We start from the raw sequence: 15,573 nt of genomic DNA, 5'->3' as shown, positions 1-15,573 counted from the left end.
TACATTCAACCTAAAGATTGGAAGGAGGGTGAAAAGCGAGAAATGAAAGAACTCCGATATGGGAATAGAGAGCTTATGAAAGATCTGAACAGATCCCTTGTTATTGATTTGATTCGTTTACAAGGAAATATCTCACGCACGGAAATTGCTAAAAAGATCGGACTTGGCTTATCGACTGTTACTTATATTATGGAAGAACTAATAAGGGAAAAGCTTGTTTATGAAATTGGGACAGGAGACTCTAATGGAGGAAGAAAACCTGTATTATTAAATTTTAATGGGAATTATGGGCATGTTGCTGGTCTTAAGATTGAGAAAAATAAAGTGAAAATGTGTATTTCCAATTTAGAAGGAACCATTTTACACAAAGATCAATTCTGCTGCAGCATGATGGATGAACAGCAAATAGTGAGTTTAATAATTGCAAAGCTTGCTTTTTTTATCGGACAAAATGAATGCGTTTCCAATTTGGTTGGGATAGGTATTGCTGCTCCAGGACTAATAGATCGAGATAACATTGAAATTATCTATTCTCCCATTCTTCCACTAAATCACATCGATTTGAAACCAATAAGAGACTATTTCGGTGTACCGGTATTAATCGATAATGATGCAAATGTATTTTCACTGGCAGAAAAATGGATAGGGGTTGGAAGAGAATATAATAATTTTATAGGTATAACTGTTGGTGCAGGAGTAGGAGCAGGGATAGTCATTGAGAATAGGTTATTTCGAGGAACATTTGGTGGAGCTGGAGAGTTAGGACATATTATCATTCATCCAGAAGGACATCTTTGTTATTGTGGTCAGCGAGGTTGTTTGGAAATGTATACATCTGATGCATTTCTTATAAATGAATGGCACCATAGCGACACAAAGGAAATACAAACACCATTAGATACAGGTTCTCCCATTACAATAGATAAAATAAGAATGGCTGCTCATTCAGGGGAGAAAAGAGAGCAAGAAATTTTGATCAAGCAAGGTCAAAATCTAGCATTAGGTATTAAAAATATGATTCACTTATTCAATCCAGCAGCAATTGTACTTGGGGGAGAGGGGGTAAGGGGAGGTGAAATTCTCATAAATTCTATCAAAAAAGAGTTGGCCGTCCATTTTTTTAATAAACATCCAAATAAATTACAGTTTCATATTACACAGCTAGGAGATGATGTATGGCTAATTGGGGCTTGTGCATTATTAGTTAGTCATTTGTTTGAATTTTCTATTTACAAATAAGAAAACACTCATACTTTCAAAATTTTTTACAGATTTTTTCATTTTTAGATTTAAGAAACTTATATTTGCCACCTGAGATTTAGTCATTTTTTAATATGTTCATCTGTAAGGTTAGTATAACCATATGAGTTGGAGGATGTGACATGAAGAGGTATCAGAACAAATTTCTATTAAAAATAATCTTTATTTCCTTATTTTTTGCTGCTGTTTATTCTATGATTATGGTTCACTCTACTTATGCACGAGATAGTCAGTTTACGAGACAAGGTGCAGGACCAATGTATTGGATTACTTATGAGCATCAGTTCACCAAAGATGTTTTCATGCCAGAACATCGATTAAAAGAGAATATTGATTGGATGGCCAAAAACTTCAAAGCTTATGGATACGATATGATTAGTACGGATGGTTGGATTGAAAGAGCAACGCTGTTAAATGAAAGCGGTTACGTAGTTTCCCATAATGATCGTTGGATGAGTGAACCAATCTTTATGGATGGACGTGAAAAACCATATATTAAACCAGGAAAACTTTTTAACGGTGACTTTGAGTATGCGACAACAGAAGGATGGCAGGTAAAGGGAGATGCTGATAATGGAGTGGATAAATCAGGCGCTCGCAATAACTTTAAGTTTTACTTTTATAAAAATACCGCTTTTAATTCTTCCCTGAATCAAATAGTGACAGGTCTTGAAACAGATAAAACATATCGAATATCCGCTTGGGCTACTCTAGCAGATTTCAGCGGGTCGAACCAGTTTTCCGATGATTCAATCGGTAGCTTTGCTGAATTACGGATCAGCCAAAACGGTGAATTGATAAAAAGTGTACCAATCAAGTTAAATTCCCAATATCAAAATTATACACAGGAAATAAAATCGATTGGAAAAGACATGACGGTGGAATTTGTCATCGACAGCAAAAAAGGAAATGCTTCTTTACAACTTGATGATGTCACTTTTGAAGCATTAGATTCGAATAATTCAGCATCAGAATGGAAAGGATATCCAGACGAACGCTACCCAGATGGTCATACATGGAAATATTGGGCTGATTATGTGAAAAGTAAAGGAATGAAGTTTGGAATCTATTACAATCCACTTTGGATTAGCCCTGAAGTAGTAAAACATCCCGATAAATACAAAGTAGCAGGGACAAATACGCCAGTAGCAGACCTTGTCATTAAAGATCCACAGGATTTAGGAAACGGTAAAATATTGCAAGGTGACCGTTTTGATGGCGGTCAAGGGGGAGAAAGAGCGCTTTACTGGTTAAATGTAGATCACCCTGATGCAGAAAAATATTTAAAAGGATATGTTAACTTCTTTGGAAAACAAGGAGCCTCTTATTTGAGAGTAGACTTCTTATCTTGGTACGAAAGTGGATACGATAAAGGGCTAGGCCAAATCGGCACTGGTCATACGAGAGATCAATATCAAAAAGCATTGAAGTGGATGGATGAAGCTTCAAAAGAGAATAATATTTTCCTAAGTTTGGTGATGCCGAACTTATTTAATCATGGCGATTTCGAACAAAAATATGGGGATATGATTCGTATTGATGAAGATGCTTTTAAAGGAGGATGGGATCATATCAGCGGCCGCAGACAAGAGTGGACAAATAATTGGTCTCAATGGGCCAATCCATTCCAAGGATTTACTGGTTTTGCTGATATATCTGGACGCAGTTCTATGATCAATGACGGCGATTTCTTAAGGCTAAATACATTCAGCGGTCGTTATGCCGGAAATGAAAAGAAAACAGCAGTATCTCTATTTACAATGGCTGGTTCTCCCATTACCATTGCCGATCAATATGACACCATTGGCGATAACTATAAATATTATCAAAATCCTGAATTAATTGAATTAAATAAGCGAGGCTTTGTAGGAAAACCACTATTTTATTCTAATTTGCACTATAAAAATAATGGGAGCCGAGACAGTGAAAGATGGGTTGGTCAGCTGCCTGATAGTTCTTGGATCATATCGTTCTTTAATCGCAGTGATGTAAGCAAAGGGCTTTCCATTGATTTCAAAAAAGATATTGGGCTTAGCGAAGAAGCTTTTGTTCGGAATCTTTGGGAACATAAAGATGTAGGCAACCGGACCATGTATTCGGAAATGCTGGAGCCGCATGATAGTACAGTATTAAAATTAGTTCCAAAATCAAATGATAAAGTATTTCAAACTGAAGTGGCATCTTATCAAGGAGGAGCCATCTTTGACAACGAACAAATGGGTTATGATGGATTTGGTTATATAAAAGGGCTTACAAAAAACGGTTCGAAAGTCACGATTGCGGTTGAAATGCCTGAATCTGGCCAATTCCCATTGGCAATAAAATATAGAAGTGAAAAGGAAGAAGCCAGTACTTTATCCCTTTCTGCTGAGGATGAAGAGAAGAATATCATTACTGCACCTAAAACAGTTGCTTTCCCTGCTAGTAATGATAAATGGAGTACGGTGAAAGAATCACTGCAACTAAATAAAGGGGAAAATTTAGTCACCTTGGAATTTACAAATGAAACGAAAGGATCCGTATTAATAGATTCCATTCAGTTTGAAACAAGCTCAGGCCAACTTGTGAATGGAGATTTTGAATTGGGCAATGAAACTGGCTGGACTTTTAATGCCTTTGGAACAACCATTTGGCATGGAGTTGATAAAAATGATGCTTTTGAAGGATATAAACAATACTTATATTCTCCTAATGAAGGAGGAAAAGCTTCTTCAAAGCAAACAATAATCGGCTTACAGAATGGTGAATATACGGTATCATCCATGGTGAAATTAATGCCCCACTTAGATCCAAGTTTTTCAGGCGGGGCTGCAAAATTGATTGTTTCCCAACCAGGGAAAGAAAAAGTGGAAGTAACGATTGAACCTAAATTAAAGAATCCAGATGGTCCTGCAAAACAAAAGTGGGAAGCAGACGATTTTGAATATAAAAAATTTAATACAGACAAAATACAGGTAACAGAAGGTCAATTAAGCATCGAATTTTATATGGAAGCTTCTAAAGCTGATACTTCTATGCAAATAGACAATGTCGTGCTTCAACCAATTGACTCTACTAACACGGAAGATAAGTTGATCCAACTATATAACAACAAGTTTGACCAAGCATTTACTGGTTGGAGCCGCACAAATATGGTAAACCAATCCATTCAATCGGAAGATGGAAAGAACTTTGCAAGAATAACAGGTTCAGAAGCTTATTCATCCGATCTATGGCAATTTGCAAATGCGCCAATAGATGGAAATTACACTTTATCGGTAAATACACGTAAATCTGGAAGTTTTGAAAATGCAGTGCTTTATGTCATGTACTCTGGCGGCATAAAAGAAGTTCCAATTCCAACAAGCGGAGATTGGAAAGAAGTGAGAGTGCCAAATATCACGTTAACGAATGGTGAAGTAGTAAAGATTGGCATCAGCACAGATGGCAAAGCGGACAGTGTTCTTGATATCAGTCAAGTTAGCATGATGAAAAAAGATCCATCTGAATATCAAAATGTATCGTATATTGAAGGCTTAAATCCTAATACCCCTTATACAGTAGATAATGATGGAAAAAGCATCGTTTTGAATTCAAAAGGGGAAGAAAAGGTGAAAATAGAATTTGTGCAGGACGATACGGCTAAAGTTTGGATGGAACCGACTGGTACATTTAAGACAAAGGCATCCTTTGTTGTCGACAAAGAGGATCCAAAAATAGTTCCAAAAGTAAGCACTCTAAATGACTACATCTTGATTCAAACAGGAAAAATAAGTATACGTGCCTATAAGTCTCCTTTTAAAATAGCTTACTATGATGCAGCGAATACAAACATGTTAACAGAGAATTTGGCAGGAAAAGGTTTAGGTTATGATGGAGATACGGGTGTATATTCCGCTATGAAATTAGATTCAGATGAGCATTTCTATGGTTTAGGAATCGACCGTGATTCACAATCCTTCGACAGGAGAAGTCATAAGATCGTCATGAATAATGGAATGAAGGGAGGATATGGTGGAAACACATCGGATATTTCTGGCACATTCTTCACTAGTACGAAAGGATACGGACTGTATTTTGATAACACGTATGAAAATACAACGTTTGACATGGGAGCTACCGACGAAAAATCTTATACGTTCCATTCACCAAATGGAGAAATGATTTACTACTTTATGGCCGAAGAAAAAGAAAGTTCATTAACTAATATTATGGAAAGCTTTGCAGACTTAACAGGAACTCCGCCAATGCCGCCAAAATGGGCGCTAGGATTTATTCAATCCAAATTTGGATATAAAAGCTGGCAGGAAGTAAATAAAATTGTAGATACGTTTCGTGAAAAACAAATTCCCATGGATGGAATGATTCTCGATGTTTATTGGGCAAAAGAAAACCACTACTTTGATATGACATGGTCAGAATCATTCGCTGATGCGAAAGAAAGTATGAAGAAATTAGCAAAAAAAGGTGTTAATATGGTTCCCATTGTAGACCCGTATATTCAAGTAACGGCAAGTAATTTTAATGAAGGGGATCGCAATGGATATTTTGTAAAAGATGTTTCCGGAAATACGATTATTTATGATGCATGGTATGGGAAAGCTGGATTAGTCGATTTTACCAATCCAAAAGCAGTTGATTGGTTTAATGCACAGGTTAAAACATTGCATGATGCAGGTGTAAAAGGATACTGGATTGACCTTAATGAACCAGAGATCGCAACAGATTCATTAAGACATCAATTTTATAAGGGAAGTGCAGCTGAAATTAGAAATGTATACGCATTAAATGAAGCAAAATCCTTCTATACTGGTCATAGAAGCTATAGCGACAATCGTCTATGGAGCTTAGCCCGATCCGGATTTTCCGGCATTCAAGAGTACGGTACAACAGTATGGAGCGGGGATGTTGATGCAAGCTGGGAGTCTTTTCGACATAATATGCAATTAGGCTTAAGCTCATCCATGTCTGGAATGCCTTATTTTACTACTGATATTGGTGGTTTTTATGGCAAACCATCGGCAGAACTATATACTCGCTGGATGCAAGCGGGATCCTTTATGCCAATCTTCCGTGCACATAATTGTGAATGTGGAGATCCAACAAATACAAGAGTACCTTGGGCATTTGGCGAAAAAGCAGAAAGCATCGTAAAACAAACCATTGAACAGCGTTACAAACTATTGCCTTATATTTATTCAGCTGCTAAAGAAACTGCTGAAGGAAATGTATCACTGATGAGACCTCTAGTTATGGATTACGCAAAAGATTCAAATGTGTATGGAATAGAAGATCAATGGATGTTTGGACCAAATATGCTTGTGGCTCCAATAGCGTTAGAAGGAATTGCAAAAAGAAGTATTTATCTTCCTGAAGGAAAATGGTTTGATTGGAGCACCCAAAAAACGTATACAGGCGGACAAAATATAGAGTATGAAGCTGATTTATCTAAAATTCCAGTTTTTATAAAAGAAGGGGCGATTATTCCACAGCAAGAGGTTCAAAATTATACTTCTGAAAGACCAGCAAATAAAATAACGCTTCATGCCTACCCAAAACAAAATGGAGAAGCTACAAACTTTAATTTATATGAAGATGACGGCAAAACTTACCAATATGAAAAAGGTCATACAGTTGAAACAAAGCTTATGATTCGTTCAACTGCAAAAGACACTTTCCTTGAAATTGCAGCGATGAAGGGCAGCTTTGATGGACAAATGGAAAAAAGAACGTGGACTGCAGAAATAAAAGTTGATGTAAAAGATCAAAAAGGGATTAAATCAGTCAAACGAAATGGGAAAAAACTAAATCAGGTAAGCTCGAAAGAAGAAGTAGATAAAGGAAATGATGTTTGGTACTATGATGCTCCATCCAAGATGGTTATCGTGAAGACTGCGGAAGTATCAACATCAAAAGAACAATTAATCATAATTAATAAGTAAAAGCATTGGAAAATAGCAAGTGAAGAATTAGTGGGCTATGAAAAGGGCATAGGGTGAAGTGATTTTCCACCGTATGCTCTTTTTTTTATAGGTATTTCCATTTTCTGATTATTATTTCATGCATGCGTGCAACACCAATTCTAAACAATTATTTTTTATTGCTCTTTATTACACTGTGGTTTTTAAGATTTTTTTCAAAAGGAATCGCATGATGTGATTCATAGCCATAACCTGTTGAACTTATATCAAGATAATCATCATATTTCCCTTTTTTGCTCTCTCTTTTTATCTGATCAAAAGTATCATTTTCCATTGTTTTCACCTCTAAACTAGCTTTCCTCGAAGCCTTCAATTTATTCTTAATGTAACAGAAAGCGTAATGTTTTTTTTACATAAAATAGTCGCTTCGTACTGAAATAGTAAATTTCATTTGTTTTGGTAAGACATGAAAACATCCCTTAAATGAAATATTTCAACTTACCCCTTTTTTAACTACACTATTAACTTCAAATTAACCTCTATCTAATTCAGCGAAATCTCCTTTCCGTTTGTTACATATTTCTTGCTTTACAGGGAATTTTATTCAGAAATATATTATTTGGTTTTTACTTGATCAAACTATCCTACAAAAGATGCCCACTTTCAAGTGGGCATCTTTTGTAGCATTAAATTTATTTATTTGTTAGAGGGTTTTTATTAGGTGTTAATTCTTTTGAAAACTCTGCTACAGCAGCAGGGGCAGTCATTTGCCCAGCAGATCGTGTTCTAATATTCTTCATAACATTTTGGACAGGGCGCAGCATATTGCTGTTTCGATTCCTCCCTATCCCGAATGCTGCAGCAACACTAACTCCTAGACCTAATAAAGACGCCAACATCATACCTCTATTATTTCTTCTTCTTCCAAACCTCTTTAATAGCCTACGACTTCTCCCAGTATTCAATAGCGCTGGTATCCTGTTATTCATTTTTAAACACTTCCTCTATAGAAGATTTGGAAAGTATCATTTTGTCCTTCCATCATCTAATATTTACATCAAGGGGGAAGATGATTCTGGAAATGTTTTGGTAAACAAACAGACCGATGTTTGCATTTCCCATTTTACCCCACTCTTAACGGGCAGTAAGACCCCCACCTCGGGGATGCCGAGAAATCGAGGAAGCTAGGTGGGGATAAGGAAAAACCCCCACTGATGGAAGTTTACTTTATCTATTATGAAATATTTAACACATGATCTGAATGTAATATGATAGGTGAAATTGAATGTTTTACTATAAAATTAGGATGGAAGTTGGTTATATCTTTGTAAATTAAAAAGGCTGTTTTCTCAAAGTTTGCTGTTTTTTACATAAAGGCGCGAGTTTAAAAGCAACAATCTATACGAAAAAAGCCATTAAAAAAGAGTTAATAGAATAACTTGTTAGTTCCATTTCAGCTTTAATCTATTGGTACATTCTTTTTTCTTAACAGATTGTTATGTAGTTTTGATAAAGTGAACAGTACAAGGATAGAACCTAGTAACGTTAACGTCATATCCCATTGAGAATCCCAAAAATCACCCTGTGTTCCTAAAAATTCTTGGGAAGCTTTTCCTCCCTTTGAAATGATAGAAGCTAACCATTCGATTATTTCATATAAAGCTCCAATGGAAAGGGCAAAGCTTAATGTGACAGCAAATAACCACGGGCCATTTGTTAACGTGGTTTTCCGTATTACTATCTCTCTAATGACAATTGCAAATAATCCTTTTAGAAAATGTCCAAAACGGTCATAGTGATTCCTGTTTAAATCATAATAATCTTTAATCCAATTGAATAAAGGAACTTTGGCGTAAGTATAATGAGCGCCGATGAACATTAAAATCGATAGGATAGCAATAATGATATAAGACAGTGTAGTTAGGCGGAATTTTTTATATATGCTTATTACAATAATTAATACTACTACAGCAGGAAGTACTTCCATTGTCCATATCATGTATCCTTTTGGCTTAATGACAGACCAAATAAATACAGCAGCAACAAAAAGCAATAAAAATAAATGTATTCCTTTACTTTTATCTCTTTTCAATATTTTCACTCCATTTGATTTAGGATTTTTACAAAGATCAGCTTATTATATGGATCCGAAAGTATGAATACAAAAAGAAAGAGGATATCAAAGATATGTTTCACCTATATTCATCTCATTATGTGCAAAGATAAAGTGCTTTATTAAATTATTTACATCATAAGCAGCTTTTGTAGGAATTTGATGCTTTACATGGTCAATATACTTTAATTCCCTATTAGGTAATTTCTCTTGCAATAAATCAGCATAATTGGAAAATTGTCTATCCTTTTTACCGTATACAAGTAAAACCGGAAGCTCGATTTTCTCTAAATTATCGGTACAATTATAATGCAAACTATAAAGGTAATACTGTTTTATATTTTCCGGATTTCCTTTTAAAGCATCTTGAAACAGCTTGTTGAACATTGCTTTTGTATTCGAATTTCCCCAAGAAATCGCTAGTGCAAGAATGGGGAAATCTTCTTTATTAGCGAATGTTACTCCTAATAAAATTTTATCCTTTAAATTATCTCTTACTTCAGACATTCCACTTATAATAATTCCTCCTAAAGCACGCTCAGATGCATGTAACAAATATTCCAATACAATGGAGCCGCCGGTAGAATATCCACATATAACTGCTTTATTAATTTTTAAATAGTCCAAAAGACATAGAATATCTGCAACAATCAGATTATAGGTAATTGGTATTTTTGAGTTCTGACTGCTACCGTGACCTCTTATATCAAAAGTAATCACTTGAAATTCGCGGGAAAGTTCCCTTTTTTGATAGTAGAAATTCGAATTTGTGAGCAGTGGAGGATGAATAAACACAATAGGAATTCCTTTTCCTTTCACATTATAGTATAAGCTGATACCATCTACATCCAACATCGGCATGACTATTACCACCTCAATGATCTGAATTTTTTCTAAAATGTCAATATATGTTAATAAAAAATGCTGAAGAATAATGATTAAACTAAATGATTTGTTATAAGGAAATTTCGATACTTTGAATGTGTTATACAAAAATATGTTAAGTCACTGAAATGTGGACAGATTTTTTTTTCCTTATATTATATTTATATTTTACCTATATTGTGTATTTTATTACTAATTAGTATAGAGTAGCCTCAGAAAAGTACAGGTTTACTAATTCAAGGAAATTCTATATATTAAAAAGCCTAATTTCTCAGCATTAAAATCGAGAAATTAGGCTTTTGTATAAAAACTTAGGATAACCTAAAACAATAAGAATAAATCATCATAGTAGGGAAATCTTCTTTGTTTACAACTATTACTTCTAATGAAATCTTATTCTTTTAATTTCCCATTCCTTTTGTTAGTCAACTAAGACAATGCATTCTAAAGCCAGATCAGAAGAATGCAATAAATACTCTAATACGATAAAGACACCAGTGGATTATCCGAAAATAATAGGTTGTTATGTAAAAAAATAGGAAACTCGACTGATTGTCCAGGCACTTTTATTTCCTTTACATAAACTACAGTAGATTTAAAGTAAAGGAGTTGAAAAAAATTGCTAGGTCATAAGTGTTCAAAGTGTGGACGTAAATGCAGCAAAAATAAATGTAAAGAATGTGAACATAAATCCAAAAAATATAGTGAAAAAAAATGCTCTGAATGCGGATGTAAATGCAGCAAAGATAAATGTAAAGAATGTGAATATAAATCCAATAAATGCAGTGATAAAAAATGCTCTGAATGCGGACGTAAGTGCAGCAAAGATAAATGTAAAGAATGTGAATATAAATCCAATAAATGCAGTGAAAAAAAATGCTCTGAATGCGGACGTAAATGCAGCAAAGATAAATGTAAAGAATGTGAATATAAATCCAATAAATGCAGTGAAAAAAAATGCTCTGAATGCGGACGTAAGTGCAGCAAAGATAAATGTAAAGAATGTGAATATAAATCCAATAAATGCAGTGAAAAAAAATGCTCTGAATGCGGAAAAGGTAATTGCAAATGTAAAGTAAAAGTATGTGTCATTGTACCAACTGGATCTACTGGGGCAACGGGTGCTACTGGAGAAGCAGGTCCAGCAGGAGCTACTGGAGCAACAGGAGCAACAGGTGCTACTGGAGAAGCAGGTCCAGCAGGAGCAACAGGAGCAACAGGTGCTACAGGAGCTACTGGAGAAGCAGGTCCAGCGGGAGCAACAGGAGCAACAGGAGCAACAGGTGCTACAGGAGCTACTGGAGAAGCAGGTTCAGCAGGAGCAACAGGAGCAACAGGAGCAACAGGTGCTACAGGAGAAGCAGGTCCAGCAGGAGCAACAGGAGCAACAGGTGCTACTGGAGCTACAGGAGAAGCAGGTCCAGCAGGAGCAACAGGAGCAACAGGTGCTACAGGAGCTACAGGAGAAGCAGGTCCAGCAGGAGCAACAGGAGCAACAGGTGCTACTGGAGCTACAGGAGAAGCAGGTCCAGCAGGAGCAACAGGAGCTACTGGAGAAGCAGGTCCAGCAGGAGCAACAGGAGCAACAGGTGCTACAGGAGCTACAGGAGAAGCAGGTCCAGCGGGAGCAACAGGAGCAACAGGTGCAACAGGTGCTACAGGAGCTACTGGAGAAGCAGGTCCAGCAGGAGCAACAGGAGCAACAGGTGCTACCGGAGAAGCAGGTCCAGCAGGAGCAACAGGAGCAACAGGTGCTACCGGAGAAGCAGGTCCAGCAGGAGCAACAGGAGCAACAGGTGCTACTGGAGCTACAGGAGAAGCAGGTCCAGCAGGAGCAACAGGAGCAACAGGAGCAACAGGTGCTACTGGAGCTACCGGAGAAGCAGGTCCAGCAGGAGCAACAGGAGCAACAGGTGCTACTGGAGCTACAGGAGAAGCAGGTCCAGCAGGAGCAACAGGTGCTACTGGAGCTACAGGAGAAGCAGGTCCAGCAGGAGCAACAGGTGCTACTGGAGCTACCGGAGAAGCAGGTCCAGCAGGAGCAACAGGAGCAACAGGAGCAACAGGAGCAACAGGAGCTACAGGAGAAGCAGGTCCAGCGGGAGCAACAGGAGCAACAGGAGCAACAGGAGCAACAGGAGAAGCAGGTCCAGCAGGAGCAACAGGAGCAACAGGAGAAGCAGGTCCAGCAGGAGCAACAGGAGCAACAGGAGCTACAGGAGCTACCGGAGAAGCAGGTCCAGCAGGAGCAACAGGAGCTACAGGAGCAACAGGAGCTACCGGAGAAGCAGGTCCAGCAGGAGCAACAGGAGCAACAGGAGCAACAGGAGAAGCAGGTCCAGCGGGAGCAACAGGAGCAACAGGAGCAACAGGAGCAACAGGAGAAGCAGGTCCAGCAGGAGCAACAGGAGCTACAGGAGCAACAGGAGCTACCGGAGAAGCAGGTCCAGCGGGAGCAACAGGAGCTACAGGAGCTACAGGAGAAGCAGGTCCAGCAGGAGCAACAGGAGCAACAGGTGCTACTGGAGCTACCGGAGAAGCAGGTCCAGCAGGAGCAACAGGAGCAACAGGAGCAACAGGAGCAACAGGAGAAGCAGGTCCAGCGGGAGCAACAGGAGCAACAGGAGCTACAGGAGCTACAGGAGAAGCAGGTCCAGCAGGAGCAACAGGAGCAACAGGAGCTACAGGAGAAGCAGGTCCAGCGGGAGCAACAGGAGCAACAGGAGCAACAGGAGCAACAGGAGCTACCGGAGAAGCAGGTCCAGCAGGAGCAACAGGAGCAACAGGAGAAGCAGGTCCAGCGGGAGCAACAGGAGCAACAGGAGCTACAGGAGCAACAGGAGAAGCAGGTCCAGCAGGAGCAACAGGAGCAACAGGAGCTACAGGAGCTACAGGAGAAGCAGGTCCAGCAGGAGCAACAGGAGCAACAGGAGCAACAGGACCTACCGGAGAAGCAGGTCCAGCAGGAGCAACAGGAGCAACAGGAGCAACAGGAGAAGCAGGTCCAGCGGGAGCAACAGGAGCAACAGGAGCAACAGGAGCTACAGGAGAAGCAGGTCCAGCAGGAGCAACAGGAGCAACAGGAGCAACAGGAGCTACCGGAGAAGCAGGTCCAGCGGGAGCAACAGGAGCTACAGGTGCCACTGGAGAAGCTGGTGCTGGGTTATCTCAATATGCGTATATTTACAACTTAGGCGCTCAAGTGGTAGCCATAGAAGCTGATGTCCTTTTTGATTCAAATGGCGTAATGACACCTGGTATTATCCATGCACCCGGAACCGCTCTAATTCAAGTTGTCAATCAAGGAGACTATGAGGTTACCTTCTCTGTATCGGGTGTGGAGCCGAACCAATTCGCACTATTTTTAAATGGAGCACCTGTTATGGGAACAGTTTATGGATCAGGAGCAGGAACTCAACAAAACAACGGTCAGGTTATAATCACCATGGCAGCTGGAGATACTCTTACTCTTCGGAATCATTCCTCTGCTGCTGCAGTTACCCTACAGACTCTCGCTGGTGGAACGCAAACAAATGTTAATGCTTCTATTGTTATTAAAAAATTAGATTAGAAACAAAAGATGAAGAACCTTCAGTAACAATTTTAATGGTAATATCAGTCTTATGAAGGAGATTATCATTAAAAGTCTCAAAGGACAAAATGTAGAAAAGGGATTTTGAAGCAGAAATAAGACTAAGGGAACTTTTAGAATGATTAACGTATTATTTCAAAAAGTTCCTTTAAGTCTTTTTTTAGTATAATCTCATGTTCGTTGCCGATATTTGGATAAAGATAACATAATGCTCCATGAAACTCATATAGTCTTTAACATAACATTATTACATAATAAAAAGGTTAAAATTAATTGATATTAATCATATAAAAATTCGATGTAATAAAACGGTAATGCGATTTGCCATCAATTTAATTAAAAAAGTGACAGATTTTATTTCCCTTAGTTATTAAGAACCAGAATTATTCTATACACCCTAAATGAATGTACTTCATAAAATAAATAAACTTACTTCATATCATAAAGTGAACCTTCCATGAGTGGGGGTTTGATCATCCCCCAATGATGGTTAGTTGAACTTATCGGATCTTTACGGGCAGTTATCCCCCACCTAGCTTCCTCGATTTCTCTGCATCCCCGAGGTGGGGGTTTTACTGCCCGTTAAGTGTGGGATAAATAGAAACATAAGGTAAAGGAGAGTATGCCAAATTGATTACCATTAGCCTTTGTATGATTGTAAAAAATGAAGAAGAAACCATCGCAAGATGTTTAGACTCAGTAAAAGATCTTGTCGATGAAATGATCATTGTGGATACTGGTTCTACAGATAAAACAAAAGAAATTGTTTCAAAATATACTGATCGTGTTTTTGACTTCCCTTGGGTTGATGACTTTGCTGCAGCACGTAATTTCGCTTTTAGTTTTGCTACGATGGATTACATTTTTTGGTTGGATGCAGATGATATTCTAAAGGAACGGGATTTTGAGCAATTCTTTAAACTAAAGAAAACGCTGAACCCCTCTATTGATTCTGTCACGATGCATTATCATCTCATGCTTGACGAAAATGAAAATGTCATTTCTAGCCTGCGACGTAATCGCCTCGTAAAAAGGAAAAACAACTTCCAATGGATCGGGGCAGTACATGAGTATCTAGAAGTTTGGGGAAACATCCATCATAGTGATATTGCTGTTACTCATAGCAGCATGCAACATGACTCCGACCGAAATCTCCGAATCTATGAAAATCGTCTTTCAAAAGGAGAGAAGTTTTCTCCAAGAGATTTGTATTACTTTGCAAACGAATTGTTTGAACATAAAAAGATAGAAGTTGCAATCGATTACTATAAACAATTTTTATCAACTAAAAAAGGGTGGGTAGAAGACAATATTTCTGCCTGCGGAAGGCTTGCAGAATGTTTTGATGTATTAGGAGACCGAGAAAGCGAAATGCACTTCATATTAAAGTCTTTTGAATACGACAGCCCTAGAGCAGATTTTTGCTGCCGCTTAGGTTATCGTTTTCTTCATACTAATCAACTCCAGCAGGCACTCTTTTGGTATAGACTTGCCACACAACTTGAAAAGCCCACAGAGAATTTGGGGATCGTTAATCATGCTTGTTGGACATGGCTGCCGCATTTACAGTTATGTGTTTGTTATTCGCAATTAGGCAACTATGGTTTGGCTTATAAACATAATGAAATAGCCAGAAAATATAAACCAGATCATCCTAGTATTTTGCATAATAAAAAATTCCTAGAATCAACCTTAAAAAAACAAAAAAATAATAGTTAATCAAGGCATATTACTAAGATTTGATATCACTAAAACCTAAAAAAATACGGAGTCATTCTCCATAAAATGAATAGCATGGAGACAGCTGTGAACAATCGGATATA

General features: G+C 38.1%; 8 protein-coding genes. 4 read left to right on the top strand and 4 right to left on the bottom strand.

Going from position 1 to position 15,573, the window contains the following annotated elements:
* Window positions 1-42 precede the first annotated feature (42 nt).
* Together ACTYBU_RS02850 and ACTYBU_RS02845 are read left to right on the top strand one after the other, a co-directional pair.
* Complete coding sequence (locus ACTYBU_RS02850; RefSeq protein ID WP_445486987.1) at window positions 43-1,239, top strand: ROK family protein; 1,197 nt, start codon at window positions 43-45, stop codon at window positions 1,237-1,239.
* A 143-nt stretch (window positions 1,240-1,382) separates the two neighbouring features.
* Complete coding sequence (locus tag ACTYBU_RS02845; protein WP_445486986.1) at window positions 1,383-7,181, top strand: TIM-barrel domain-containing protein; 5,799 nt, start codon at window positions 1,383-1,385, stop codon at window positions 7,179-7,181.
* Between the two features lie 148 nt (window positions 7,182-7,329).
* Here the strand turns inward: ACTYBU_RS02845 and ACTYBU_RS02840 are convergent, their stop codons facing one another.
* From ACTYBU_RS02840 to ACTYBU_RS02825, 4 genes are all read right to left on the bottom strand, one after another.
* On the bottom strand, window positions 7,330-7,494 hold the full coding sequence (locus tag ACTYBU_RS02840) for a hypothetical protein (RefSeq protein WP_445486984.1): 165 nt from the start codon (window positions 7,492-7,494) through the stop codon (window positions 7,330-7,332).
* A gap of 358 nt (window positions 7,495-7,852) precedes the next feature.
* Window positions 7,853-8,062, bottom strand: a complete 210-nt coding sequence (locus ACTYBU_RS02835; RefSeq protein WP_445486982.1) for a hypothetical protein — start codon at window positions 8,060-8,062, stop codon at window positions 7,853-7,855.
* A 557-nt stretch (window positions 8,063-8,619) separates the two neighbouring features.
* Complete coding sequence (locus ACTYBU_RS02830) at window positions 8,620-9,252, bottom strand: DUF2238 domain-containing protein (protein ID WP_445486981.1); 633 nt, start codon at window positions 9,250-9,252, stop codon at window positions 8,620-8,622.
* An 87-nt stretch (window positions 9,253-9,339) separates the two neighbouring features.
* Window positions 9,340-10,134 carry an alpha/beta fold hydrolase gene (locus ACTYBU_RS02825; RefSeq protein WP_445486979.1) on the bottom strand — a complete coding sequence of 265 codons (795 nt, stop codon included), beginning with the start codon at window positions 10,132-10,134 and terminating at the stop codon, window positions 9,340-9,342.
* A gap of 643 nt (window positions 10,135-10,777) precedes the next feature.
* On the opposite strand from ACTYBU_RS02825, the gene ACTYBU_RS02820 reads away from it, so the two are divergent.
* Together ACTYBU_RS02820 and ACTYBU_RS02815 are read left to right on the top strand one after the other, a co-directional pair.
* Entirely contained in the window at window positions 10,778-13,729 is a 2,952-nt protein-coding gene (locus ACTYBU_RS02820) for a BclA C-terminal domain-containing protein (RefSeq protein ID WP_445486977.1), read from the top strand.
* A 651-nt stretch (window positions 13,730-14,380) separates the two neighbouring features.
* On the top strand, window positions 14,381-15,469 hold the full coding sequence (locus ACTYBU_RS02815) for a tetratricopeptide repeat-containing glycosyltransferase family 2 protein (RefSeq protein ID WP_445486975.1): 1,089 nt from the start codon (window positions 14,381-14,383) through the stop codon (window positions 15,467-15,469).
* Window positions 15,470-15,573 lie beyond the last annotated feature (104 nt).

It is taken from the genome of Niallia sp. 03133, from assembly GCF_052663225.1.
The sequence above is the reverse complement of the archived record's forward strand: the minus strand, read 5'-3'. Positions and strand labels throughout refer to the sequence as shown.